We start from the raw sequence: 24,538 nt of genomic DNA, 5'->3' as shown, positions 1-24,538 counted from the left end.
AGGAGGAAATGATGATGATCATCCAATCAGAACGGATTAGTTTAAAACATTTGTTAAGTGTGGAGGCCTTAAGTGACCAAGAAGTTATGGGGTTAGTAAGGCGGGGGCAAGAATTCAAAAAAGGAGCAAAATGGACACCAGAAAAAGGGCAATACTTTGCTACTAATTTGTTTTTTGAAAACAGTACCCGAACCCATAAAAGTTTTGAAGTCGCAGAGAAAAAACTAGGCTTGGAAGTTATTGAATTTGATGCCGGTCACAGCTCGGTACAAAAGGGCGAAACCCTCTATGATACGGTTCTCACCATGAGTGCATTAGGAGTGGATGTGGCAGTGATTCGTCACGGGGATGAGAATTACTATGATCAGTTGATTCAGTCCAAAACCATTCATTGCGCCATTGTAAACGGTGGTGATGGCAGTGGACAGCATCCTTCCCAGTGCTTGTTGGATCTGATGACGATTTACGAAGAATTTGGCCGCTTTGAAGGCTTAAAAGTAGCCATTGTGGGGGATATTACTCATTCCCGCGTAGCAAAATCCAATATGCAAATGTTAAAACGCCTAGGGGCAGAAGTTTTCTTCTCTGGACCGCCTCAGTGGTATGATCATAGTTTTGATGTGTACGGTAGCTTTTTACCGCTAGATGAATTGGTAGGACAAGTAGATGTCATGATGATGTTACGGGTGCAACATGAACGTCATCAGGATGAAGAAAATCAAAGCTTTACTAAAGCAGACTATCACAAACGTTATGGCTTAACCCAAAAACGGGGAGCACAAATGAAACCAGAGGCAATTATTATGCACCCAGCGCCGGTTAACCGGGATGTGGAGTTAGCAGATGCCTTAGTAGAAGGGTTGCAATCCCGCATTGTAACCCAAATGACGAATGGTGTTTACGTACGCATGGCGATTTTAGAAGCGATTTTAGCAGGACGGGCATAAACAAGGAGGGCGAAAGCAATGAAAACACTGATTAAAAACGGCAAAATTAATACTTATGAAAATGAAACGACACCAGCTGCCATCTGGATTGAAGATGGCTTCATCAAAGCCATTGGTACAGACTTTACGGGAGACTTTGACCAAGTAATTGACGCCAAAGGGCAATTGATCACCCAAGGGTTGGTGGATGTCCATGTTCATTTGCGGGAGCCTGGTTTTACTTATAAGGAAACCATTAAATCTGGTAGTGCGGCGGCTGCTCGCGGAGGTTTCACTACAGTGTGTGCCATGCCTAACTTAAATCCCGTACCGGATACGGTAGAAAAGTTTAACGCCGTCCAAGAAATCATTAAAAAAGATGCACGAGTTAATGTCTTGCAATATGCGCCAATTACGGAAGAACTTCGCAGCGAAGTATTAACAGACCAAAAAGCATTGAAAGCTGCCGGCGCCTTTGCTTTCACCAATGATGGTGTGGGAGTGCAAACTGCCGGGACCATGTACTTGGCGATGAAAGAAGCAGCCAAAAATAATATGGCTTTGGTTGCCCATACCGAAGATGAGTCATTACTCTTTGGGGGCGTAATGCACGCAGGTAAAAAAGCAGAAGAATTAGGCTTACCAGGAATTTTAAGCGCCACAGAATCTTCTCAAATTGCCCGGGATTTGATCTTAGCTGAAGAGACTGGCTGTCATTATCATGTCTGCCATGTGTCCACAAAAGAAAGTGTTCGCGTAATTCGCGATGCTAAAAAAGCTGGAGTTCATGTGACAGCAGAAGTTTCTCCTCACCATTTGATCTTAGCCGATGAAGATATTCCAGAAGATTTTGGTTATTGGAAGATGAATCCGCCATTGCGAGGGATTGATGATCGAAACGCCTTAATTGAAGGTTTGCTAGATGGAACCATCGACTGCATTGCGACGGATCATGCGCCTCACGGTTTTGAAGAAAAAAATCAAAGTTTTTTAAAAGCGCCTTTTGGCATTGTGGGTTCAGAATATGCTTTTCAATTAATCTACACTCACTTTGTTAAAACTGGACGCTTTACTTTGGAACAAGTGATCAATTGGATGGCGGTGAAACCAGCGGCAATCTTTGGACTGAAGTGTGGGCGCCTAGAAATCGGCCAACCAGCAGATTTAGCAGTCTTTAACATTGACGAAGAATACGTGATTGACGACAAAGCGTTCTTATCTCAAGGCGTAAATACACCATTTACTGGCTGGAAAGCCATGGGAGACACCATGTACACATTTGTAGGTGGCCAATTAGTTTGGCAAAAAGGGGAGTAAAACGATGAAACGATGGTTAATATTAGAAGATGGTACGCATTTTGAAGGGGTAGGTTTTGGCGCAGAAGGAAATGTTTCTGGGGAGATTGTCTTTACTACTAGTATGACGGGTTACCAAGAAACCATTACTGACCAAAGCTTTAACGGGCAAATCATTACCTTTACGTATCCCATGGTGGGAAATTATGGGGTGAATCGCGATGATTATGAATCCATTGCACCGACTTGTAAAGGGGTAGTGGTAAAAGAATTTGCCCGCCGTCCTAGTAACTGGCGCAGTCAAATGTCATTAGATGAATTTTTGAAGAAAAAAGATATCCCCGGCATTGCTGGCATTGATACGAGAGCGTTAACCCGGAAAATTCGTCAAGCGGGAACAATGAAAGCCTCTATTGTCTCTGAGGAAAACTTCACCCATGCCTATGACCAATTAAAAGCCGTGGTCTTGCCCACCAATCAAGTGGAACAAGTTTCCACAGCGAAACCTTATCCAAGTCCTGGAGTAGGGCACAATGTGGTGGTCATTGATTTTGGCTTGAAACATTCGATTTTACGGGAACTATCCAATCGTAACTGTAACTTAACCGTCTTACCTTACAATACTCCGGCAGAAACTATTTTGGAACTGGCACCTGATGGGGTCATGTTAACCAATGGACCGGGAGATCCTAAAAGTGTGCCGGAAGCGATTGAAATGATTAAAGAAATTCAAGGGAAAGTACCGATTTTCGGAATTTGCCTAGGCCATCAGCTCTTTTCTTTAGCCAATGGTGCCGACACTTTTAAAATGAAATTCGGTCACCGGGGATTAAACCACCCAGTACGGGAAATTGCTACCGGACGAATTGATTTTACCTCGCAAAATCATGGCTATGCCGTGGATGAAAAATCCATTGATCCAGAACAATTACTGGTGACCCATGTGGAAGTGAATGATGGGACAGTAGAAGGCGTCCGGCATAAAAAATACCCAGCCTTCACCGTACAATTTCACCCGGATGCAGCTCCGGGACCCCATGATGCGCTACATTTGTTTGATGAATTTATCGAAATGATGGATGCCGGAAAGGAGCAGAACTAAATGACAAAACGCACAGATATTAAAAAAATTATGGTGATTGGCTCTGGTCCGATTATTATTGGCCAAGCCGCGGAATTTGACTATGCAGGGACGCAAGCGTGTCTGGCATTGCGAGAAGAAGGCTATGAAGTTGTCTTAGTCAACTCCAATCCCGCTACCATTATGACGGATAAAGAAATTGCGGATAAAGTCTATATTGAGCCAATTACGTTTGAATTTGTTTCGCGAATTTTACGCAAAGAAAATCCTGATGCCATCTTACCGACTTTAGGCGGGCAAACCGGCTTAAACATGGCCATGGAATTAGCTAAATCCGGCATCTTAGAAGAATTAAACATTGAACTTTTAGGCACCAAGCTTTCAGCTATTGACCAAGCGGAAGACCGGGATTTGTTTAAACAATTAATGGAAGACTTAGGGGAACCAATTCCTGAGTCGGAAATTGTGACTACCGTAGAAGAAGCAGTAGACTTTGCCAATAGCATCGGTTATCCCATCATCGTTCGTCCTGCCTTTACTTTAGGGGGGACTGGTGGCGGTATGTGCGACAATGAAGAAGAATTACGCTTGATTGCAGAAAATGGCTTGAAATTGTCTCCTGTAACCCAATGTTTAATCGAGCGCTCCATTGCCGGCTACAAGGAAATCGAGTATGAAGTCATGCGGGATTCTGCTGACAATGCCATTGTGGTTTGTAATATGGAAAACTTTGATCCAGTGGGCATTCACACGGGGGATTCCATCGTCTTTGCTCCTAGCCAAACCTTAAGTGATTATGAATATCAAATGTTGCGAGATGCTTCCTTATCCATTATTCGGGCACTAAAAATCGAAGGGGGCTGTAATGTGCAGCTGGCCTTAGATCCTAAGAGTTTCAAGTATTATGTGATTGAAGTAAATCCCCGGGTTTCTCGCTCTTCTGCCTTGGCTTCAAAAGCTACCGGCTATCCCATTGCCAAATTGGCAGCAAAAATTGCGGTGGGCTTGACATTGGATGAAATGAAAAATCCAGTAACCGAAACCACTTATGCAGAGTTCGAACCCGCTTTAGACTATGTTGTAGCGAAAATTCCTCGTTGGCCTTTTGATAAATTTGAAAGCGGAGAACGATTATTAGGAACGCAAATGAAAGCCACTGGAGAAGTCATGGCCATTGGACGAAATATTGAAGAGTCACTGTTAAAAGCGGTGCGCTCATTGGAAATCGGTACTTATCATTTAGAAATTCCTGAACTTGCTGAGAAATCAGACGGAGAAATCACCCAAAAGATGGTGCGAGCTCAAGATGACCGCTTGTTTTATGTAGCGGAAGCCATTCGTCGCGGTTACACCATTGAAGAAATTGCGGAATTAACTAAAATTGACTTGTTCTTCTTAGATAAATTGCTACACATTTGGGAATTGGAACAAGCGTTACAATCGGCACCAGAGAACCTTGACGTTTTAAAAGAAGCCAAAGAAAATGGCTTTGCGGACCGAAAAATCGCTGAGTTGTGGGAAATGACGGCTAATGAAGTACGCAATTTTAGAAAAGACCATAAAATACTACCGGTCTACAAAATGGTGGATACTTGTGCTGCGGAATTTGAATCCGAAACGCCTTATTTCTATGGTACCTATGAATTTGAAAATGAAAGCCATAAAACGGAAAAACCATCTGTCTTAGTTTTAGGCTCAGGTCCGATTCGCATTGGTCAAGGGGTGGAATTTGACTATGCCACCGTGCATTCTGTAAAAGCCATTCAAGCAGCCGGCTACGAAGCGATTATTATGAATAGCAACCCGGAAACCGTATCGACGGACTTTTCAATTTCTGACAAGTTGTATTTCGAACCGTTGACTTTTGAAGATGTGATGAATGTCATCGACTTGGAACAACCCATGGGCGTAATCGTTCAATTCGGAGGACAAACTGCCATTAACTTAGCCGAGCCATTAAATGAAGCAGGAGTTAAGATTTTAGGGACTACTACGGAAGATTTAGACCGAGCAGAAAATCGAGATCTCTTTGAACAAGCGTTAAAAGATTTAGAGATTCCACAACCTCCTGGGGATACAGCTACCAATACCCAAGAAGCAGTGAAAATTGCGGAGCGGATTGGCTATCCGGTTTTAGTACGACCAAGTTATGTCTTAGGTGGTCGGGCTATGGAAATTGTCGAAAACCAAGCTGACTTAGAAGATTACATGGCCAATGCAGTAAAAGCTTCACCGGAACATCCTGTATTAGTAGACCGTTACTTAACCGGTTCAGAATGTGAAGTGGATGCCATTTGTGACGGTGAAACGGTCTTAATTCCGGGGATTATGGAACACATTGAACGAGCAGGGGTTCACTCGGGAGACTCCATGGCAGTTTACCCGCCACAAAATCTCTCTCAAGAAATTCAAGCAACCATTGCGGACTACACGCAACGTTTGGCGCTAGGTCTTAACTGCATCGGGATGATGAACATTCAATTTGTGATTCATGACGAAAAAGTCTATGTGATTGAAGTCAATCCACGGGCTAGCCGGACGGTACCATTTTTAAGTAAAGTCACAGGCATTCCTATGGCGCAAATTGCTACCAAGGCGATTTTAGGCACGAAGTTAAAAGACTTAGGCTATGAATCTGGTCTTTATCCAGAAGACAGCAATGTCCACATTAAAGCGCCGGTCTTCTCTTTCACAAAATTACTCAAAGTTGATACCTATTTAGGCCCTGAAATGAAATCCACTGGGGAAGTTATGGGCAGCGACCGTAGTTTGGAAAAAGCCTTGTACAAAGCCTTTGAAGCAGCAGGCTTGAAGATTCCAGAATTTGGTGCGGTTTTATTCACCATTGCCGACGATGCCAAAGAAGAATCTGTCGCACTCGCCCGCCGCTTTGCTGAAGTTGGCTTCTCGATTTTGGCTACGAGTGGTACAGCGGAGTATTTAACCAAACAAGGCATCGCCGTTAAAACCGTCTGCAAGATTTCAGAAAGTGACTGTGACGAAACCGTAATTGACATTATCCGTAATGGCAAGACGCAGCTGGTAATCAACACCATGGACAAAAATCGCCAAGGGACTTCAGAAGATGGCTTTATTATTCGGCGGGAAGCTGTGGAGCATGGAGTACCGTTATTTACCTCTCTGGATACTGCAGATGCAATTTTAAAAGTTATGGAAGACCGAGCTTTTTCTACTCAAGCGATTTAATAAGATTTGTGAGAAGCTATTTTCTGAGGGAAAACCTTAGAAAATAGCTTTCCTACAATCTAGCATAATTATCTGTCCACATTAGGACAAAAGGGGAGTTCCTTTTGAAACAAGAAATGATGACTGTTTTGGCCCAAAGACAACTAGCACCAAATATTTTTAAACTAACGTTACAAGGAAATTTAGTCACTGAAATGAAGACCCCGGGACAGTTTCTACATATTAAAGTACCGCGGGGAGATTTATTGTTGCGACGCCCGATTAGTATTAATGCTATTGACCAAGAAAACGCGACTTGTCAGTTGATTTATCGCATTGAAGGCGCTGGCACTCGTGTGTTTTCAAAACTGACTGCAGGGGATACCCTAGATGTTTTAGGTCCTTTAGGCAACGGTTTTGATCTGTCTGATGTTCAATCTGGTGATACGGTCTACTTAGTTGGGGGAGGAATTGGAGTACCACCTTTATATGAGTTATCTCGCCAAATAAAAAAACTCGGAGCAAAACCAGTCCATTTCTTTGGATTTGCCACTAAAGAAGTGGTATACGACAAAGAGTTGTTTGAAGAATTAGGAGACTGTTATTGGGCCACGGATGATGGTAGTTTGGGTACGAAAGGTCATGTAGGGACTCTTTTAATGAAGTATCAAGGTGAAAAGCCCGCCGCAGTCTTTGCTTGTGGCAATACGGGCTTGTTAAAAACGGTGGATCAACTGTTTCAAAACCATCCCAATGCTCAACTTTCTCTAGAAGCGCGTATGGCTTGCGGGATTGGTGCTTGCTATGGCTGTGTCTGTCATGTAGCAGGGGATGAAACAGGCACTAAAAGTGTGAAAGTTTGTGACGAAGGACCGGTCTTCCCGGTTGGAAAGGTGGTCTTTTAAAATGACGAATCCTTTAAACGTCAAATTACCTGGATTGGACTTAAAAAATCCAATTATTCCTGCTAGTGGTTGTTTCGGCTTTGGCAAAGAGTATGGCCAGTATTATGATTTAAACAAATTAGGTTCGATTATGATTAAAGCCACTACACCAGTTGCTCGTTTTGGTAATGAAACGCCGCGAATTGCCGAAACGCCCAGTGGTATGCTAAATGCCATTGGCCTTCAAAATCCTGGTTTAGAAGTGGTAATGGCTGAACACTTGCCTTATTTAGCGGAACACTATCCCGAGTTGCCGATTATAGCCAATGTGGCGGGATCTTGTGAAGAGGACTATGTAAAAGTCTGTGAAGAAATCAGTCAAGCGCCTAATGTGAAAGCCATTGAGTTGAATATTTCTTGTCCCAATGTAAAACACGGGGGCATTGCCTTTGGTACGGATCCAGTGGTGGCGGCAAGTTTGACTGCGGCGGTGAAAAAAGTCAGTCAAGTGCCGATTTATGTCAAACTCTCGCCTAATGTGACGGATATTATTCCCATTGCCCAAGCAATTGAGGGCGCTGGTGCTGATGGGTTTACGATGATCAATACTCTATTGGGGATGCGCATTGATTTAAAGACACGTAAACCGATTTTAGCCAATCAAACGGGAGGACTGTCTGGTCCAGCGATTAAACCGGTGGCCATTCGTTTAATTCATCAAGTGGCTGGAGTGACAAACATTCCGATTATCGGTATGGGTGGAGTCATGGATGTAGATGATGTTTTGGAAATGTATATGGCAGGAGCCAGTGCAGTGGCGATTGGAACAGCGAATTTTGCTGACCCTTATGTTTGTCCACAAATTATTGAGGCTTTACCAAAACGGATGGAAGCGTTAGGTATTTCTTCATTAGAACAATTAATAAAAGAAGTACGAGAGGAGCGTAAAAGATGAGCCGACCAATTATTGCCTTAGATTTTCCTCACTTAGCAGCTGTCCAAGAGTTTTTAAAAAGTTTTCCTGCTGAAGAGTCTTTATTTGTCAAAGTGGGTATGGAGCTTTTTTACAGTGAGGGACCAACTGTCGTCCGTTTTTTAAAAGACCAAGGCCACGATGTCTTTTTAGACTTAAAACTCCATGATATCCCCAATACTGTAGAAAGTGCTATGAAATGTTTGGCGGCTTTAGGAGTCTCTTTGACCAATGTCCATGCAGCTGGTGGCATTGAAATGATGACAGCAGCTAAAAGAGGGTTAATAGCCGGAACACCAGAAGGACAAGCCGTGCCTAAATTAATTGCTGTGACACAATTGACTTCTACTTCAGAAGCTCAAATGCAAAATGATCAGTTAATTTCCGTTAGTTTAGCAAAAAGTGTCACCCATTATGCAAAATGTGCAGCTAAAGCTGGTCTTGATGGTGTGGTTTGTTCTGCCCATGAAGTCAGACAAATCAAGGAAGCAACAAATGAAGACTTTATTTGTCTGACACCGGGAATTCGGCCAAAATCTGCTGCAGTGGGGGACCAAAAACGTGTGATGACCCCTAGTGAAGCACGTAAAATAGGTTCAGACTACATTGTTGTGGGACGACCAATTACTAAAGCCAAAAAACCTTATGAAGCGTATCTTGCAATTAAAAATGAATGGAATGGGGAAACCGTAGATGAATAATTTAGCAGTAGCAGTTGCCAAAGACTTATTAGAAATTGAAGCCGTCTTTTTAAGCCCTAATGAACCTTTTACTTGGGCTTCAGGAATTAAAAGCCCGATTTATTGTGATAACCGCATTACCATTAGTTATCCAAAAGTGCGCAAACAAATCGCTCAAGGCTTAGCCGATAAAATCAAAGAACAGTTTCCAGATGCGGAAGTGATTGCTGGCGCAGCGACTGGTGGAGTACCTCATGCCGCTTGGGTTGCAGCTATTTTAGATTTGCCCATGGTTTACATTCGTTCGAAAGCTAAAGATCACGGCAAAGGCAATCAAATCGAAGGACGGATTCAAAAAGGTCAAAAAATGGTCATCATTGAAGATTTGATTTCTACAGGAGGATCGGTTTTAGGTACGGCAAAAGCTGCAGACAATGAAGGGGCAGAAGTTCTTGGAGTAGCAGCGATTTTCACTTACGAATTGCCAAAAGGCCAAAGAAACTTTGAAGAAGCAGGTGTACCATTGGTGGCATTGACCAATTACTCCACATTAATTGAAGCAGCGCTAGAAAGTAACTATATCAACGAAGCTGACTTAAAGCTATTGAAGAAATTTAAAGAAGATCCTGAAAACTGGTTAGCGGACTAAGTTAGAGGAGGGCGCCTATGGTAAAGCGTAATATGGATGTTCCCTGGAGCTACACCGGGGACAATGGACCGGAATACTGGCATACCTTATGTGAATGGTATGAAAAAGGTGCAAGTTATCCTTATCAATCCCCAATTGCTTTAGATCACCAGCAGGTAGAACCACTTGATCTGGGAACAACCGGTTTGACGTTTACTTATCAAACCGAGCGTTTTACGGAAAAGGAATTTAAAAATACGATTCACTTTATTCCCTTTGAGTGTGAGAGCTATGTGTCTTTTAAAGGCAAGGATTACGCTTTAACCGACATTCATTACCATTTACCTAGTGAACATGTGATTGATGGTGAACAAAAACCGGTGGAAATTCATTTGGTGCATATGGATCATGAAGGAAATAACTTAGTAGTGGCTGTCTTGTGTGAAATTGTAGAGGGGATTTTGGCTGAAGGTCCATTACGAAAAGCTACAGTTTGGGATATGGATCGACATTTAGAAGTTTTTGACCCAACTCTTTTTTTGCCGGAACAGCGAAGTCATTTTCACTATGTGGGCTCATTGACCACGCCACCGACTAAGGGGCCGATTAATTGGTTTGTCTTTGACCAGCCAGGAAAACTTTCCCGTACTTTTTTATCCCAGTTTAATGAAGAGATCTTACAGGGAAATAACCGGCCTTTGCAAGATAAAAAGGGAAGAGCGGTCTATTACGTGTCGGAGAGAAAGTAATGTTTTAAAGTGAATGTAAAGCATAGAAAAAGCCGCTGATTTGCGGCTTTTTCTATGCTTATTTTAAGCGTTTTAAAACACTTTCTTCAGGAGTGACATAAAGCGTTTTTTGATTTTCATAAATTACATAGCCAGGCTTGGCGCCATTGGGTTTTCTGATGTGTTTGACTTGAACATAATCCACCGGTACTTGAGCAGAATGGCGATACTTGGAAAAATAGGCCGCCAGTTCTGCTGCTTCTAGCAGTGTTTCCTCAGTTGGTTCCGGTGAACGGACAATCACATGGGAGCCGGGGATATTTTTGGCATGGAGCCAAGTATCGGTCTTTTTTGCTTTTCGCAAGGTTAATTGGTCATTTTGTAGATTGTTTTTACCCACGAGAATTTCTGTGCCATCACTAGCATGAAAGACTTCTGGTTGAGAAGGTTTTTCTTTGCGTTTTTTCCCTTTTTGTTTAATATAGCCTTGATTGATCAGCTCTTCTTTAATAACTGCTACATCCATGGGACCGGCGATTTCTAGCTGAGCTAAAACGGATTCCAAATAGCGGATTTCTTCTTTTGTTTCTGCAATTTGTGCGCCCACTAATTTCACCGCATTTTTCAATTTTTGGTAGCGAGTGAAGTATTTTTGAGCATTTTGATTAGGGGTCAAAGCTGGATCTAAAGTAATTGCTAAAGGCTGGTCTTCGTTATAATAATTAGCCAAGGTGACGCTTTTTTCTCCTCGAGGTACTTGGTGTAAGAAGGTGGTTAACAGTTCTCCTTTTTGCCGAAATTCTTCTGCGTTCTCGGAATCTTTTAAAGTTTGCTCCCGTTTTTTAAGTTTATTTTGATTTCGCTTCAATTCGTTTTCTAGCTTGCGGATCAATTCCCCACCTTGCTGTTTCACTCGGTCTCGCTCGGCTTTATCGTGGTAGAAGGCGTCCAATAATTCACTTAATGTGGCATAATTTTCATAATCAAGGGCGGCTAAGCTTTCAAAAAGGACAGGAGTAAAGAATTCTTTTTGCCCAGTGTAATGAGTAGGAGTCAACTGAGTAGTCAGACTAGTAAAAAACTCTTCCCAGACCCGCATTTTTTCATTGGAGCGCGCATTCAATCGTGTAGCCAGTTCAGTTGCCGTATCGCGACCTAATCCTTGGAAAGTTTGTTGCAAGGCTTTACCTGAAAGCTCTGGTAACTGGGATAACTTTTCAAAGACGACTGGTTTTTCAGTAGTAAAAGGATTAAGCAAATCTTGAGCCGGGGGGGTTACGTATTCTAAGCCAGGCAATAAAGAGCGGTAGCTGTTTTGGCTCGTACCGATGTGTTTAATAGCATCGAGAATTTTACCAGATTCTTGATTCATTAATAAAATCGTAGAATGGCGACCCATAAGTTCTACCACTAAGACGATATTTTGCAAGTCGCCTAATTCATCACGGCGACTAAAGTGAAAGTGAATCACCCGATCGTTTTGGACTTGGCTGATTTTTTCTAAAATGGCACCTTCTAAATACTTTCGCAACATCATCACGAAATTTGGTGGTGTATCAGGATTATGATAGTTCATCTGGGTCAGCTGTACCCGAGCATAGGTAGGGTGAGCGGAAAGCAACACTTTTTGATTTTTCCCTTTTGCACGGATAACCAAGACGATTTCATTTGGGTAAGGTTGGTGAATTTTCGATACCCGTCCAGAGACTAATTGAGAAAGCTCCGTCACCATTAAGTGGGTAAAAATCCCGTCAAAAGACATAAGGATCCCTCATTTCTGTAATTTCATCCATTTATTATAACACAGTAGCTCAAAACAAAAGAAAAAGGCAAATCTATAAAGATCAGCCTTTACTAATGGGACCACGTTTTTCCCGTTGAGTCTGTTCGATGTTTTGTTCCTCATCATCCAGTGCATCTTGAATTTCCCGGTGTAAGAAGTAGGAAATTACGGTCCGAATTACCACCACCGCAGCTAAGCGTAAAATGTCTTCTGTAGTTGGATTAATGATGGACTCAATAATATCTGCTGCAATTAAAATTTCCAAACTAAGAAGAATGTAACTGCCTAAAAAGTTACGGATAAAATTGTTATGCCGCGCGGCTCGCACATGATTCACATGAAGTAATTCTGATCGGATAAAATCATAGCCCGAAATCACCACACCCCAGATTAATACGATAATCGATAAAAAATTCAAGCCTACCACAATAATATCAAAAGCAGGCATCAAAAGCTCCATGATTTGGTGTCCCATAGTTTCCTCCTTGTACAGCCCTCTTAATTCCATGATACCAAACTTCCAATGGAATAAAAACTAGTTCTATGATGAAGAAAAAGCGACTTTCTTTGATAACTTTTCTCAGTTGCATGTGAAAAAATATACATATAGGCTCTGTTCAGTAAAATAATGTGCTGAGGAAAGCTTGTTGAATTAGGATTTTGGTCAAAATAAGCAATTTCCCTTATTTCTAACTATGTGAAGCATAACGTTTTGTTATAGCCGAATAACGAATCATTAGTTTTTTTTAGGGTAGCAAGAAGCTAAGATAACCTTAATGAAGGTCCATGTGAAGACAATCACCAATCAAAATTACTTCGATTTTGGACAAAGGAGTTAAGAAAATGGAAACTAGTTATCATTTATCCGCTGTTGAAATGGATACGCTTTTTGAAAAACTTTCAGAGAACTATCTCATTTACGCCCCAGTTCGGATTCACAACGGGGGACGCTACGCACTAGATGACACGATCATCTACAAAGAAGTCACAAAATATGCTGATATTGAATTTCACGACCGCTCGATTTTCTCCATGAAAGAGGTTCTAACCCCGATTTCACAAACCTTATTCTATTTTACTGAGGAAGAATTTACTGAAGCGAAAATCAAAGATGAACGAGACATTTTGATTTTTGGCCGGGCTTGCGATTTGAACGCAGTGAAAATTCAAGATCAAATCTATTTAGAAAACGGCAATGAAGAAGATTACTTCTATAAAAGAATGCGGGAAAAAGCTCATTTTGTTTTGATGGAATGTACCGAACAGTACAGTGGCTGCTTCTGCTGCTCATTGGGCACAAATGTTACCGACTTACAAGATTTCTCGGTCTCTTTTAGAGACGACGAAGCCTTTGTCAATGTGAAAGACAATGAATTTGCAGCTTACTTTACCGAGGCAACACCTTCTGATTATGAAATTAAAGCACCCCAAGAAAATGAATTGAAAGTCAATTTCCCCCATATCAATAACAAAGAGGAATACAAACGTTTGGTGATGCATCCGATGTGGTTGGAATATGAAAAACGTTGTATCGGTTGTGGCAAATGTACCATTGCTTGTAGCACTTGTACCTGCTTCACTACGAAGGATATCTGCTACACGGAAAACCGCAATGTAGGCGAACGGAAACGGACTTGTGCTTCTTGTATGTTAGCTGACTTTGATACTATGGCTGGTGGCCATTGCTTCCGTAAAACAGTCGGGGATCGTTATCGTTTCAAAATTTTGCACAAAGTCTATGCCCATGATGCTCGTTTCAACACTGGAGCTATGTGTGTCGGCTGTGGTCGTTGCGATGCAGACTGTCCAGAAGAAATCAGCTATTCTGCAACCTTAGAAAAAATCAATGTAGCCTTGAAAGAAATTCGTCAAGAAATGAGCGTTGAGGCACAAGAGAAACAAAAGGAGGCCGTACACCATGTCTAATACTGCAGTAGCAACTAAAAGTAAAATCAATAATCCAGTCCGGCCAGAAGGACATAAAATTTTAGAAATCATCAAAGAAAGCAAAACAGAATGGACCTTCCGCTTGGAAAACACATTGCCAATTCAAGATGGTCAATTTATGCAATTGTCCATTCCACGTGTGGGTGAAGCACCGATTTCTGTTTCCGGCTACGGGGAAGGCTATTGCGATTTCACCATCCGTAACGTAGGGAAAGTTACCAAAGAGCTTTTCAGCATGAAAAAAGGCGACACCATCTTCATGCGGGGGGCTTATGGACACGGCTGGCCCTTGGAAAAATTTGCTGGCAAAAATATGTTAATCGTAGCCGGTGGGACTGGGGTAGCTCCCATTAAAACTTTGGTGACAAAACTTTGCCAAAATCCTGAAAACTACGGCGAAATTTACTTAATTTTAGGCTTTAAAGATTCCGAAAGCATTCTTTTTACAGAAACTTTGGAGACATGGAAAAATGCACCACATTTTCATGTGGTTTACACCTTGGACAATGAAGAATACCAAGACTGGGAAACTGGTTTGGTAACGAAATTTATTCCACAAATTCCTTTTTCAAGCTTTGGGGACAATTATGAATGTGTGGTAGTGGGACCACCAGTGATGATGAATTTTGCCACAATGAGTTTAGGGGAAGCTGGAGTGCCTGATGATAAAATCTGGGTTTCTTATGAACGAAACATGTCCTGTGGAATTGGCAAATGTGGTCACTGCCGTATTGACAGTACCTATGTCTGTGTGGATGGCCCGGTCTTTAACTATGCCGAAGCAAAAGACTTGAAGGACTAAGGAGAGGGAAAAAATGGAAGATTGCAATGTAAAAGAACTACGTCAATTATGTTATCGCCAATCCAAGATTCCAGGAGAGTTTATGCTCCAATTGCGTTGTGCTGGTAACTATATGGATTCAAAATGGTTGGAAATGGTCCAACACGTGTGCCAAACTTGGGGAGATGGAAATTTCCACATTGGGACTCGTTTGACCTTTGACATCCCTGGCATTAAAGCCAAAAACGTCCCAGAAGTCAATGCTTACATCGAGCCTTTCTTATATGAAATGGAATGCAATATGTGTGGGGTTGAAATGGATACTTCAAAGGGCTATCCTTACATTGGTCCCCGAAACGTAGTCGCGTGTATCGGTGGCATCCACTGTATTAAAGCCAATATCAATACACAGGATATGGCCCACAAAATTGAAAAATTAATCTACCCAAATCCTTATCACGTAAAAATCGGGATTGGCGGTTGTCCTAACGACTGTGTTAAAGCCCAATTTCAAGATATCGGGATTGTGGGAGTGACTCGTCCAGTTTACGATGCTTCTCGTTGTATCGCCTGTGGTGCCTGCGTTAAGAAATGTAAAAAAGTCGCTACCGGTGTCTTAGAAATGAATAACCAAGGCACAATTGATAAAGACACTTGTTGCTGTGTGGGCTGTGGGGAATGTGTCGGCGTTTGTCCTACAGGAGCTTGGTCTCGTCAAGAAAAAGTCTTTTATAAAATCTATATTGGTGGCCGTTCTGGGAAACAATTCCCGCGTATGGGTAAAATGTTTGCGAACTGGTTGTCTGAAGAAGCGGTCTTGCAAATCATTGCCAACTGGCCTTCATTTTCCGAATGGGCCTTGGAAGGCAAAGCGGAATACTTGCATGGCGGTCATTTAATCGACCGGGCGGGCTACCAACGTTTCAAAGAATTTATGTTAGCCGGTGTAGAATTAAATGAAGAAGCCTTGATTGCAGACAATGTGTATTGGGCAGAGCAAGAATATCGCAGTAATATTCACTTGAAACCTTTAGATCAACACTTGAATGTTAAGTAACAATCTTATCATTTGTATTAGGAACTTAACGAATTGCCTTACGAATTACTGGATACCGGGCTTAGAAGTGTAAGCCTGGTATTCTTTGTTTTTAGCTTTGTTTACATAGTGAAGTACAACTATTTTGATCTAGCAGCTAACCTAACAGGTTTCTCTTTGTTTTTTTACAAAAATAGCGGATAATGACAGCAGTAGTTAGTAAAAGTGAGGGATTTTCATGGGAAAAGTATATCTTGTTGGAGCAGGCCCCGGTGACCCCGGGTTGATTACTTATAAAGGTGTTCAAGCTTTGAAAAAGGCAGATGTGGTGGTCTATGATCGACTGGTCAATCCACTACTTCTTTATTTAGCACCGAAAAAAGCCGTGTTGCACTATGTGGGGAAAGCACCTCAGCGCCATACTTTAACACAAGAGCAAATCAATCAAAAGTTAGTAGACCTAGGAAGTCAAGACTTGACAGTGGTGCGCTTAAAAGGTGGCGATCCTAGTATTTTTGGTCGTGTGGGAGAAGAAGCAGCCACCCTTACAGCAGCAGGCGTTCCTTTTGAAATCATCCCCGGTATCACCAGTGCTTCTGCCACAGTTTATGCCGGTTTTTCAGTAACCGAACGTTTCGTCAGTGAAAAATGTTTGATTTGTACGCCTACAGCAAAATTAGTGGAGTTTGCCAAAGAGCCACTAGCTAAAATTAGCCAAGGAGGTTCGGTGGTCATTTACATGGGGATGGAACGCTTGGCAGAAGTCTGCCAGCATTTTCTTGCCCAAGAAGCAGACCCTAATCTTCCAGTAGCTGTGATTCAATGGGAAAGCTGGGGACGTCAAGAAAAAGTAGTGGCCACTCTTGCCACTGTGGTTGCTAAAGTAGCCCAAAAAGAATTGCAAAATCCCGCTTTAGTAGTGGTGGGACCAGTTGCTAAAAATGGCGAGGCCCCTTCTTGGTTTGAACAATTACCAGATTTTGGCAAGCGTCTTTTATATGTGACAGACAAAGCATTGAGCTTTGATGACATGCTTTATTACACGTCAAAAGGCGTGGATTTTTATCCTTATTATGTAGGACAAGCCTATGATCAACGCTTTGATGACCTACATGAACGCATGGCGCTGGATTTTAAACACTATCAAGTGGAATATGCATCTGCTGAGGCTAAAACCGCCTTTGAAAGCTTGCCAGGAGGACTGAATCATGAAGGTAATTAAAGTTGGCACTAGAAAAAGTCGCTTGGCCCAGATTCAAACAGATCAAGTCATTGCCCGTTTACGAGACATTCAACCTAATCAAGAATTTGTCAAAGTTTTTATTGAAACCTCTGGGGATAAAGATCAGAAAACGGATTTAGCCTTATTAGGAGGGCAAGGACTTTTTGTCAAAAAAATCCAGCAAGCTTTATTAAACAAAGAAATTGATTTAGCGGTGCATTCGGCGAAAGATTTAATGTCTACAGAAGAAGCCGGTTTGGGTTTGACCTTTTCAGAACGCAGTAGTTATTATGATGTGTTGATTTTTCGTGATCCCAAAATGACATTGGCCACATTAAAAGCTGGCAGCCGCATTGGCACCAGTAGCCGTCGTCGCCGTTTTCAATTAAGCCAAGTTCGTCCTGATTTGGAAGTAGCGACATTACGGGGAAACATTGATACGCGTTTGGAAAAATTAGTCCAAGGACAGTACGATGCAATTGTGATGGCAGAAGCGGGGCTTTTACGCTATCCCTTACCTTTAAAGGAGAAAAACCTAGGCATGGAACGGTTAGCAGTTCCGGCTTTTTTACCGGCGATTGGCCAAGGAGTGATTGCCATTGAAAGTCGCAGTGGGGAAATGCGTGATCTTTTAGCTGAAATCAGTGACGAGGACGTTACGTCTTGCATCCAATGTGAACGCAGCTTTTTACGGGTTTTTGGTGCTGGGTGTAATGTGCCAATTGCTGGACTAGCGCAAAAAGAAGCGGGACATCTAACATTCCAAGGCATGTTAGGGACAGATGAAGGAAAAGGCTATCAAGTAGAAGTCCGCGGTCAAGATCCAGAAGATTTAGGGGAAAAAGCTGCTAGAAAAATCTTGGCCCAACAAGAGGAGGATAGGAGATGCTAGATTATCACTATCTGACGTTTTTAACCGTTTGCGATACATTGAGTTATACAGAGGCTGCCAAAGTTTTGAATTTAACTCAACCTGCTGTTAGTAAACATATCGCCCAGTTACAAGAAGAACTGGGCTTGACTTTGTTTGAATACAAGCAAAAACGACTATCCATCACCGCAGCCGGACAATACCTTTACAAACTGGTATCCAAGATGAAAAAAGAAGGGGAAGTGGGGCTAAGTTCTTTATTTAGCGACGAATATCCCTTGGAAATTAACGTAGGTTGTACGTTTACCATTGGGAATTACTTGATTTCTGAGCCTTTTTCAAAACTCTTAGTGCGCTTTCCCAACACCCATTTAAATCTGCAAGTCGAAAATACCCGGGACTTGCTCCACGATTTGAATTTGGATCGGCTGGATTGCGGTTTTGTAGAAGGAGACTTTGACAGACGGGCTTTTCAACATCGCCTTTTTCGAAAAGAGCCGTTGATTTGTGTTTGCAGTCCAGACAATCCGTTAGCAAAAGGAGTAGTGGATTATCCTCAGTTGCAAAATCAGCGCATAATTATGCGAGAGCGAGGGTCAGGTCTAGGGGAATTGGTGATTCAAGTATTGCAAGGGCAAGGACTTTTTGAGCACCATCTAGACTGTATGCACATTGGCAATTACCAAGTGATGAAGGATTTTGTAGCAAAAAATTTAGGAATTACCTTTTTATATGCAAGTTCTGTAAAAACGGAGCTTGCTCAAAAAACGCTATGTCAAATCAACTTTACGGAAGATCTGCCAGCTCATGAAATGTTTTTTATCTATCGTCGGGAAAATCCAGGTGTGGAACAGATTATCCGCAATTTTGATTTATTCGAGATGTTTGACAACTAGTAGATTAAGAAAGCAGGAAAGAAAATGAAGACAGGTTTGTTATTTGTTTTACATGGACGTACTGAAAAAATAGCAGCTTATAATCTTGAAACAATTGATTCATTACAAAAGGAAACGTCTCTTACAAGTTCTTACGGTTTTTTAGAAGGCAATCAGGCTACTTTGGAAATGGCTGCCACAGACTTAGTCAATCAAGGGGTGAAAAAACTAATTGTCATCCCTTTACTCTTATTTCCCGCAACTCATGCTTTAGTGGACTTACCCGACCGGTTAAAAGCTTGTTTGCCTAGTGAGGTTACGTTTGAAGTTTTGGAAACCATTGGCACCACTCAAACCATGTTTACGGGGTTAAAAGAAAAAATACAAGCTGCACCAACAAGTGGCAAACTCATGATAATCGCCCATGGAACGCCTCATTATTCAGAGCCATTGGCAATGTTAAAAGAAATTTGTCATAAATTGGAAGTGGAATGTCAACGACCGGTGATTTGGGGAAATTATGTAGGGCCGGATAATTATTTGCAAGTTGCCGCCAAAGAAAGGGAACCTTTAGTGGTCGTGCCATTCTTTTTAACTGTGGGACATATCGTAAAAAAAATTACGAATGAGTTAACTACTGCACACCTGGAAGGCGTTGTTTTTTTACCTACTTTCCAAGACAGCGACACTTTGTATCTTGCCTTGAAAGAGCGAATGGAGGAAGCGGGATGTATCCAGTCCTAATCGACATCAGTAAAAAAAAAATCGTTGTAGTTGGTGCTGGTAAGATTGCAACCAGAAAAGTTCTGAGTATTTTAGCTGGTGGTGGGACTGCAACGGTAATTGCCCCAGTGGCTAGCCGACAAATAAGCGATTTGGCTTTGGCTGAAAAAATCACTTACTTGCCTCGCCCTTATGAAAAAGGAGATGTGGCGGGTTTTGATTTCGTCTTTATTTGTAGTAATCAACCAGAAGTAAATGCACAAGTCCTAAAAGATACCAAGGCAAATCAGTGGGTCAATGACACAACTTGTAAAACCAACAGTAATTTTTATTCACCAGGTGTCCTGCAAAAAGACAATTTCACCTATACGGTATCTAACTCTGAGCACGATCCGAAAAAAACCAAGGTGGCAAAAGACGCTTTGGCGAGCTGGTTGGCAGGTGAAAGCCATGACTAAACCGGTAATTTTATTAACAAGGCAAGCAGGATTAAATGAAGCTGATGCCCAAACTTTTAGTCAAGCTGGCTTTGCTACGGTGGCATGTCCACTGCTTACATTAAAATACTTGCCTTTAGAAGAAGAGACTAAAAAAAATATCGAAGCCGCAAACTGGCTATTGTTTACGAGTCAAGCACCGGTAGCGCAAATTCTACCTCTTACAAGCAATTCCTGTAACATTGCCACCATCGGCAAAAAAACCGCACAAGTGGTGGAGAAATTGGGGCGACAGGTGGCTTTTATTAGTCCTAAAGAGACAAAAAAAGACTTTGTGGCGGCATTTGCAAAGGCTAATCCTAATCCCGGAAACCTATTCTATCCTAAAAGCCAACTTGCCAATGACTACATAGAAACTCAGTTGGGAAAAGTGACTCATGTGACCAGTGCCACTACTTATTTGAATTTGCCAGATGAATCAGGCCTTGAACAGTGTAAAAAATTACTTCAAGACCAAGCTGTAGTAGGGGTTTATTTAACTAGTCCCTCTTCTGCAAAACGTTTTTTAAGCTTAGGTGAAACATTGGCTTCAGACTTTTTATATGTTGCCATTGGACTGACTACTAAAAATTACTTAGCCCAAAAAGGAATTGAGAGTCAACTTATCAACGACTTACAGTCTGGAATTAGCTGATGATTCAAAATAGAAACTTGATTCTTTTGAGAAGATTTTCCAGAGGCGCTTGCTTGAATTTTGGCAACATGCTAGTATGAAAAAAGCGACAAAGAAAATAGACTAGGAGAATTTTCATGGAAAGGATTCAACAATGGTTTCACGTGCTACGTCAAGGAGCCCAAGAGATTTTACAAGATTTAGAGAATTGGTTTAATAAAAATCAGCGACGAGGAATTTTAACCTTTGTGGGGATTGTCTTAGCAATCGCGTTGTTTTCTGTATCCATGGTAACTGCTCAAGGTCATATTCGAGAGTCTGAATACGAGGAAATTGTCTTTGCTGACCTTGCCACCGACCGACTAAAAACGATTTCCTATGGGACGGAAGATAAATTTATTGAAAATAAAAAGGCGGTTTCAGTGATGTTTGCACCGCCTCATGGTACAGAGCGAGCAACAGCGGATCGTATTTTAACCGCTAAAAGTGACGAGTTAAATCGAGACTTTTATTATTATCCATTGGTTTATAACACTGTGAACATCGGTGAGAAATACAATATCGATCCTACCAAAGTGACTTTTCTCTTTTTTGAAGAAGGAGAAGAAAAGAACCGAATCGAGCTTAGTGAACTCGATGATTTGGATAGCACATTGATTCCCGAATTGAATCGGTTGTCCATGTGGAATATTAAAACCATCGGCAACTAGTTTGGATTTTTATGCAAAATAAAGAAAAGTGTTGACGGGCTAAGAAAGATAGAGTATTCTGAATTCATCATAAAAAGGGAGTGACCATCATGAACACAACAAGCAGACAATTTCAAGCATGGCGTAATTGGCGTAGTTAGTTGTATTGATGGGACATACTTCCATAGATACAACTTTTTAGAGTATCCTTCTAAAACTTGTATCTATGCCGGACATAAACTTTTCGACCGCATAGAGCATTCTATGGGGTCTTTTTTTATACCTAAAATCGATCAAGTTAGAAGGAGTAATGACAAAAAATGATAAAGTGAGGGAAATGATTATGAAAAACAAAGGACTATTTGTAACAGTGGCAGTATTGGTGATTGGCTTAGTGGGCTATGGAATTTTTCAAGGGACCCAGAAAGATGAAAAAATGACAACTACTTCAAGCAGTGAAAAGGAGACCCATCGGATTGGAGTTTTGCAACTAGTTAGCCATCCCGCACTGGAACAAATCTATGAGGGCATTCAAGAAGGCCTAGCCAAAGAAGGGCTAAAAGAAGGAGAAAATTTAGAACTGCTCTTTCAAAACGGTCAAGGAGATCAAAGCAAGTTAAACACCATGAGCCAACAATTGGTACAAGACAAAGCAGAAGTACTAGTGGGAATCGCTACACCAGCGGCCCAAGCATTAGATAACAACGTAAAGAATAAAGACATTCCCATTGTGTTAGGTGCGATTACTGATCCAAAAGGGGCTGGTTTAGTAGCTTCCAATGAAAAGCCCGGCGCTAATATTACCGGAGTTTCCGATCAACCACCGGTAGCTGAAATCATCCAATTGGCAAAAGACCTCTTACCAGACGCTAAAAAAGTTGGAATGTTGTATTCTTCTTCTGAAATGAACTCTAAATTTCAAGTAGCAAAAGCTCGTAAAAAAGCGGAAGCCCTAGGTCTTGAAGTCGTCGAAAAACCAGTGGCTTCCACTAATGAAGTAGCCCAAACGGTACAAGTGTTAGCCGGAGAAGTGGATTTTGTCTTTATTCCTTTGGACAACACCATTGCCAATGCTATGGAAACCGTTAATCAAGAAGCTACGAAGCAAAACTTGCCAATCTTTCCTTCAGTGGAAACCATGGTGGAACAAGGCGGTTTGGCAACTGTTGGGATTAGTCAAAAAGAACTAGGGGTTCAAACCGGGATTATGGCAGCCAAAATTGCCAAAGGAGAAAGTGATCCTGCTACTACACCAATTTATACATTCTCTAAAGGGGAAACCATTATTAACAAAGCCCAAGCAGAAAAATTCAATATTGACCTTAGCAATTTTGATAATCAAGAGATTCGTTTCATCGAGAAATAGCAGAAAGGGGCAAAACAGATGATTGTTTCAACGATTGGTCAAGGGCTTTTGTGGTCCTTACTAGCCATTGGCATCTTTATGACCTATCGCATTTTGAATTTTCCAGATATGACCACAGAAGGAACTTTTCCATTAGGAGGAGCTGTTTGTGTGGTGGCCATTACTCAAGGAATGCCTCCGGTTTTGGCTACATTACTGGCAATTTTAGCGGGGATGGCCGCCGGTTTTGTGACGGGAATTTTATACACAAAAGGTAAAATTCCCGTGATTTTAGCAGGAATATTGGTAATGTCTGGGCTAAATTCGGTAATTTTATTTGTGATGCAAAGTCCTAACAAAGGATTAGGGCATCAATATCCTAAAATTCAAGATTTCTTTGGTAGTCTCAATTTACCCGATTACTTTGATATTCTTTCATTAGGTGTTTTAATGGTAATCATTGTCATCGGTCTATTGTTATTCTTTTTTAATACCGACTTAGGACAAGCTTATATCGCTACCGGGGAAAATGAAACCATGGCCCGCTCATTAGGCATTAAAACTGATCGAATGAAAATACTTGGTTTGACCTTATCAAATGGGGTAATTGGCTTGTCTGGCGCTTTGATTTCCCAAAATGATGGGTATGCGGATGTCTCCAAAGGGATTGGAGTCATTGTCATCGGGTTAGCAGCGATTATCATTGGGGAAGTTTTATTTGGTGAACTGGGCTTTGCGGAACGACTGGTAGCCATTGTCATCGGCAGCATCATTTACCAATTGATTATTTTCTTCATTATTTATCTCGGCTTTGATACCACTTACTTGAAAATCATCTCTTCTGGTATTTTAGCTTTGTGCTTAATGGTGCCTCAGTTGAAAGCTGCCTTACATTTAAAAACCGGCTTTGAAAAGGAGGAGCAGCTATGAGTCGACTAATAATGGAACAAGCCGTGAAGACTGTGAAAAATGGAATGGACGAAGAACGGCTGCTCTTGGATCATTTGAATTTGACCATTCAACCTGGAGAATTTGTCACAGTAGTTGGTGGCAATGGCGCTGGAAAGAGCACGCTGTTTAATACGATTGCGGGCACACTGCCTTTAACTTCTGGCAAGATTAAAATCAATCAAAAAGATGTCACTCGTAAAGCGGAAGAAGATCGGGCCAAGTATATTGCCCGGGTTTTTCAAGACCCGAAAATGGGGACAGCACCTCGAATGACCATTGCTGAAAATTTATTGCTGGCTGAAAAAAGAGGACAGCGCCGAACCTTAATTCCTCGAAAACTAAAAGACAACTTGTCTCGTTACCAAAAGCTTTGTGCCCAAATCGGAAATGGGTTAGAACAACATTTGGACACTCCTTGTGGCAATTTATCTGGGGGACAACGACAGGCCTTGAGTTTATTAATGGCTACTTTGACTGCTCCAGAATTATTGTTATTAGATGAACACACGGCAGCTTTAGACCCTAAGACTTCAAAAAATTTGATGGCTTTAACTAATCAATTGGTGACAGAAGACAACTTGACTTGTTTGATGATTACTCATCATATGGAAGATGCCTTGCATTATGGCAATCGTTTAATCTTAATGAAAAAAGGCAAGATTGCCAAAGACTTAAATCAAGCTGAAAAAGAACGTTTAAGCTTAAGTGAGTTATTGCGATTCTTTGAAGAAGACTTGTAAAAGAATTGATGGTTTTTTGCTAGTATTTCTGAAAATATGAATATTTTTACAATTATCGTTGACAGTCTTTAAGATAAGGTCTA

Annotated in this window: 24 protein-coding genes; 22 read left to right on the top strand and 2 right to left on the bottom strand. The window is 41.5% G+C overall.

The window, feature by feature from the left end; all coding sequences use genetic code 11:
• Window positions 1-14 precede the first annotated feature (14 nt).
• From AB5754_RS02235 to AB5754_RS02195, 9 genes are all read left to right on the top strand, one after another.
• A complete protein-coding gene (locus tag AB5754_RS02235; RefSeq protein ID WP_368251563.1) occupies window positions 15-947 on the top strand; it encodes an aspartate carbamoyltransferase catalytic subunit in 933 nt (310 codons plus the stop codon).
• Window positions 948-965: 18 nt separating this feature from the next.
• The gene (locus AB5754_RS02230; protein ID WP_368251554.1) at window positions 966-2,243 is read left to right on the top strand and encodes a dihydroorotase; all 1,278 of its coding nucleotides are present in this window, start codon (window positions 966-968) and stop codon (window positions 2,241-2,243) included.
• Window positions 2,244-2,247: 4 nt separating this feature from the next.
• Window positions 2,248-3,324, top strand: a complete 1,077-nt coding sequence (locus tag AB5754_RS02225) for a carbamoyl phosphate synthase small subunit (protein WP_368251553.1) — start codon at window positions 2,248-2,250, stop codon at window positions 3,322-3,324.
• A complete protein-coding gene (gene carB, locus AB5754_RS02220) occupies window positions 3,325-6,510 on the top strand; it encodes a carbamoyl-phosphate synthase large subunit (protein WP_368251552.1) in 3,186 nt (1,061 codons plus the stop codon). It abuts the gene before it with no gap.
• A gap of 80 nt (window positions 6,511-6,590) precedes the next feature.
• Entirely contained in the window at window positions 6,591-7,394 is an 804-nt protein-coding gene (locus tag AB5754_RS02215; protein WP_368251562.1) for a dihydroorotate dehydrogenase electron transfer subunit, read from the top strand.
• A gap of 1 nt (window position 7,395) precedes the next feature.
• The gene (locus tag AB5754_RS02210) at window positions 7,396-8,328 is read left to right on the top strand and encodes a dihydroorotate dehydrogenase (protein WP_368251551.1); all 933 of its coding nucleotides are present in this window, start codon (window positions 7,396-7,398) and stop codon (window positions 8,326-8,328) included.
• Window positions 8,325-9,047 carry an orotidine-5'-phosphate decarboxylase gene (gene pyrF / locus AB5754_RS02205; RefSeq protein ID WP_368251550.1) on the top strand — a complete coding sequence of 241 codons (723 nt, stop codon included), beginning with the start codon at window positions 8,325-8,327 and terminating at the stop codon, window positions 9,045-9,047. Before AB5754_RS02210 ends, pyrF begins: the two co-directional genes overlap by 4 nt.
• Window positions 9,040-9,675, top strand: a complete 636-nt coding sequence (pyrE, locus tag AB5754_RS02200) for an orotate phosphoribosyltransferase (protein ID WP_368251549.1) — start codon at window positions 9,040-9,042, stop codon at window positions 9,673-9,675. The genes pyrF and pyrE overlap by 8 nt, the downstream gene beginning before the upstream one ends.
• A gap of 17 nt (window positions 9,676-9,692) precedes the next feature.
• Window positions 9,693-10,403, top strand: coding sequence for a carbonic anhydrase family protein (locus AB5754_RS02195; RefSeq protein ID WP_368251548.1), 711 nt, complete (start codon window positions 9,693-9,695; stop codon window positions 10,401-10,403).
• A gap of 58 nt (window positions 10,404-10,461) precedes the next feature.
• Here AB5754_RS02195 and efbA read toward each other — a convergent pair whose 3' ends face one another.
• Both efbA and AB5754_RS02185 read right to left on the bottom strand, forming a co-directional pair.
• Complete coding sequence (gene efbA, locus AB5754_RS02190) at window positions 10,462-12,144, bottom strand: fibronectin-binding protein EfbA (RefSeq protein ID WP_368251547.1); 1,683 nt, start codon at window positions 12,142-12,144, stop codon at window positions 10,462-10,464.
• Between the two features lie 82 nt (window positions 12,145-12,226).
• Window positions 12,227-12,640 (bottom strand): DUF1622 domain-containing protein, encoded by a 414-nt coding sequence (locus AB5754_RS02185; protein ID WP_368251546.1) that lies wholly within the window; start codon window positions 12,638-12,640, stop codon window positions 12,227-12,229.
• 368 nt (window positions 12,641-13,008) lie between these two features.
• On the opposite strand from AB5754_RS02185, the gene asrA reads away from it, so the two are divergent.
• The 13 genes from asrA (at window position 13,009) to AB5754_RS02120 (ending at window position 24,455) form a co-directional block, all read left to right on the top strand.
• On the top strand, window positions 13,009-14,091 hold the full coding sequence (gene asrA / locus AB5754_RS02180) for an anaerobic sulfite reductase subunit AsrA (protein WP_311834563.1): 1,083 nt from the start codon (window positions 13,009-13,011) through the stop codon (window positions 14,089-14,091).
• Window positions 14,084-14,914, top strand: coding sequence for an anaerobic sulfite reductase subunit AsrB (gene asrB, locus AB5754_RS02175; protein ID WP_311834562.1), 831 nt, complete (start codon window positions 14,084-14,086; stop codon window positions 14,912-14,914). Before asrA ends, asrB begins: the two co-directional genes overlap by 8 nt.
• A 13-nt stretch (window positions 14,915-14,927) precedes the next feature.
• Entirely contained in the window at window positions 14,928-15,950 is a 1,023-nt protein-coding gene (asrC, locus tag AB5754_RS02170) for a sulfite reductase subunit C (RefSeq protein WP_311834561.1), read from the top strand.
• Between the two features lie 217 nt (window positions 15,951-16,167).
• Window positions 16,168-17,151 carry a uroporphyrinogen-III C-methyltransferase gene (gene cobA, locus AB5754_RS02165; protein ID WP_368251545.1) on the top strand — a complete coding sequence of 328 codons (984 nt, stop codon included), beginning with the start codon at window positions 16,168-16,170 and terminating at the stop codon, window positions 17,149-17,151.
• Complete coding sequence (gene hemC, locus AB5754_RS02160; RefSeq protein WP_368251544.1) at window positions 17,138-18,043, top strand: hydroxymethylbilane synthase; 906 nt, start codon at window positions 17,138-17,140, stop codon at window positions 18,041-18,043. The genes cobA and hemC overlap by 14 nt, the downstream gene beginning before the upstream one ends.
• Complete coding sequence (locus AB5754_RS02155; protein ID WP_368251543.1) at window positions 18,037-18,918, top strand: LysR family transcriptional regulator; 882 nt, start codon at window positions 18,037-18,039, stop codon at window positions 18,916-18,918. The genes hemC and AB5754_RS02155 overlap by 7 nt, the downstream gene beginning before the upstream one ends.
• Before the next feature lie 24 nt (window positions 18,919-18,942).
• On the top strand, window positions 18,943-19,641 hold the full coding sequence (locus AB5754_RS02150; RefSeq protein ID WP_368251542.1) for a sirohydrochlorin chelatase: 699 nt from the start codon (window positions 18,943-18,945) through the stop codon (window positions 19,639-19,641).
• A complete protein-coding gene (locus AB5754_RS02145) occupies window positions 19,626-20,078 on the top strand; it encodes a bifunctional precorrin-2 dehydrogenase/sirohydrochlorin ferrochelatase (RefSeq protein WP_368251541.1) in 453 nt (150 codons plus the stop codon). The genes AB5754_RS02150 and AB5754_RS02145 overlap by 16 nt, the downstream gene beginning before the upstream one ends.
• Window positions 20,071-20,751 carry a uroporphyrinogen-III synthase gene (locus tag AB5754_RS02140; RefSeq protein WP_368251540.1) on the top strand — a complete coding sequence of 227 codons (681 nt, stop codon included), beginning with the start codon at window positions 20,071-20,073 and terminating at the stop codon, window positions 20,749-20,751. Before AB5754_RS02145 ends, AB5754_RS02140 begins: the two co-directional genes overlap by 8 nt.
• 116 nt (window positions 20,752-20,867) lie before the next feature.
• Window positions 20,868-21,440 (top strand): hypothetical protein, encoded by a 573-nt coding sequence (locus AB5754_RS02135; RefSeq protein ID WP_368251539.1) that lies wholly within the window; start codon window positions 20,868-20,870, stop codon window positions 21,438-21,440.
• A 322-nt stretch (window positions 21,441-21,762) separates the two neighbouring features.
• Window positions 21,763-22,785 carry a tryptophan ABC transporter substrate-binding protein gene (gene trpX / locus AB5754_RS02130; RefSeq protein ID WP_368251538.1) on the top strand — a complete coding sequence of 341 codons (1,023 nt, stop codon included), beginning with the start codon at window positions 21,763-21,765 and terminating at the stop codon, window positions 22,783-22,785.
• 18 nt (window positions 22,786-22,803) lie between these two features.
• Window positions 22,804-23,694: an ABC transporter permease gene (locus AB5754_RS02125; RefSeq protein WP_368251537.1), complete on the top strand. Its 891-nt coding sequence runs from the start codon at window positions 22,804-22,806 to the stop codon at window positions 23,692-23,694.
• Entirely contained in the window at window positions 23,691-24,455 is a 765-nt protein-coding gene (locus AB5754_RS02120; protein WP_368251536.1) for an ABC transporter ATP-binding protein, read from the top strand. Before AB5754_RS02125 ends, AB5754_RS02120 begins: the two co-directional genes overlap by 4 nt.
• The last annotated feature ends 83 nt before the right edge of the window (window positions 24,456-24,538 follow it).

It is taken from the genome of Enterococcus sp. 2201sp1_2201st1_C11_2201SCRN_220225 (assembly GCF_040925905.1).
Classification (GTDB): Bacteria; Bacillota; Bacilli; order Lactobacillales; family Enterococcaceae; genus Enterococcus_C; species Enterococcus_C asini_A.
This window is presented reverse-complemented; position numbering and strand designations above follow the sequence as displayed.

Excerpts from the sequence above, each read along its gene's own strand:
- hemC (WP_368251544.1), top strand. The coding sequence starts at position 17,138 with ATGAAGGTAATTAAAGTTGGCACTAGAAAAAGTCGCTTGGCCCAGATT.
- AB5754_RS02145 (WP_368251541.1), top strand. The coding sequence starts at position 19,626 with ATGTATCCAGTCCTAATCGACATCAGTAAAAAAAAAATCGTTGTAGTT.
- pyrE (WP_368251549.1), top strand. The coding sequence starts at position 9,040 with ATGAATAATTTAGCAGTAGCAGTTGCCAAAGACTTATTAGAAATTGAA.
- efbA (WP_368251547.1), bottom strand. The coding sequence starts at position 12,144 with ATGTCTTTTGACGGGATTTTTACCCACTTAATGGTGACGGAGCTTTCT.
- AB5754_RS02210 (WP_368251551.1), top strand. The coding sequence starts at position 7,396 with ATGACGAATCCTTTAAACGTCAAATTACCTGGATTGGACTTAAAAAAT.
- AB5754_RS02120 (WP_368251536.1), top strand. The coding sequence starts at position 23,691 with ATGAGTCGACTAATAATGGAACAAGCCGTGAAGACTGTGAAAAATGGA.
- AB5754_RS02235 (WP_368251563.1), top strand. The coding sequence starts at position 15 with ATGATCATCCAATCAGAACGGATTAGTTTAAAACATTTGTTAAGTGTG.
- carB (WP_368251552.1), top strand. The coding sequence starts at position 3,325 with ATGACAAAACGCACAGATATTAAAAAAATTATGGTGATTGGCTCTGGT.
- trpX (WP_368251538.1), top strand. The coding sequence starts at position 21,763 with ATGAAAAACAAAGGACTATTTGTAACAGTGGCAGTATTGGTGATTGGC.
- AB5754_RS02135 (WP_368251539.1), top strand. The coding sequence starts at position 20,868 with ATGGAAAGGATTCAACAATGGTTTCACGTGCTACGTCAAGGAGCCCAA.
- AB5754_RS02225 (WP_368251553.1), top strand. The coding sequence starts at position 2,248 with ATGAAACGATGGTTAATATTAGAAGATGGTACGCATTTTGAAGGGGTA.
- AB5754_RS02140 (WP_368251540.1), top strand. The coding sequence starts at position 20,071 with ATGACTAAACCGGTAATTTTATTAACAAGGCAAGCAGGATTAAATGAA.
- AB5754_RS02150 (WP_368251542.1), top strand. The coding sequence starts at position 18,943 with ATGAAGACAGGTTTGTTATTTGTTTTACATGGACGTACTGAAAAAATA.
- cobA (WP_368251545.1), top strand. The coding sequence starts at position 16,168 with ATGGGAAAAGTATATCTTGTTGGAGCAGGCCCCGGTGACCCCGGGTTG.
- pyrF (WP_368251550.1), top strand. The coding sequence starts at position 8,325 with ATGAGCCGACCAATTATTGCCTTAGATTTTCCTCACTTAGCAGCTGTC.
- AB5754_RS02125 (WP_368251537.1), top strand. The coding sequence starts at position 22,804 with ATGATTGTTTCAACGATTGGTCAAGGGCTTTTGTGGTCCTTACTAGCC.
- asrB (WP_311834562.1), top strand. The coding sequence starts at position 14,084 with ATGTCTAATACTGCAGTAGCAACTAAAAGTAAAATCAATAATCCAGTC.
- asrA (WP_311834563.1), top strand. The coding sequence starts at position 13,009 with ATGGAAACTAGTTATCATTTATCCGCTGTTGAAATGGATACGCTTTTT.
- AB5754_RS02155 (WP_368251543.1), top strand. The coding sequence starts at position 18,037 with ATGCTAGATTATCACTATCTGACGTTTTTAACCGTTTGCGATACATTG.
- AB5754_RS02230 (WP_368251554.1), top strand. The coding sequence starts at position 966 with ATGAAAACACTGATTAAAAACGGCAAAATTAATACTTATGAAAATGAA.
- AB5754_RS02185 (WP_368251546.1), bottom strand. The coding sequence starts at position 12,640 with ATGGGACACCAAATCATGGAGCTTTTGATGCCTGCTTTTGATATTATT.
- asrC (WP_311834561.1), top strand. The coding sequence starts at position 14,928 with ATGGAAGATTGCAATGTAAAAGAACTACGTCAATTATGTTATCGCCAA.
- AB5754_RS02195 (WP_368251548.1), top strand. The coding sequence starts at position 9,693 with ATGGTAAAGCGTAATATGGATGTTCCCTGGAGCTACACCGGGGACAAT.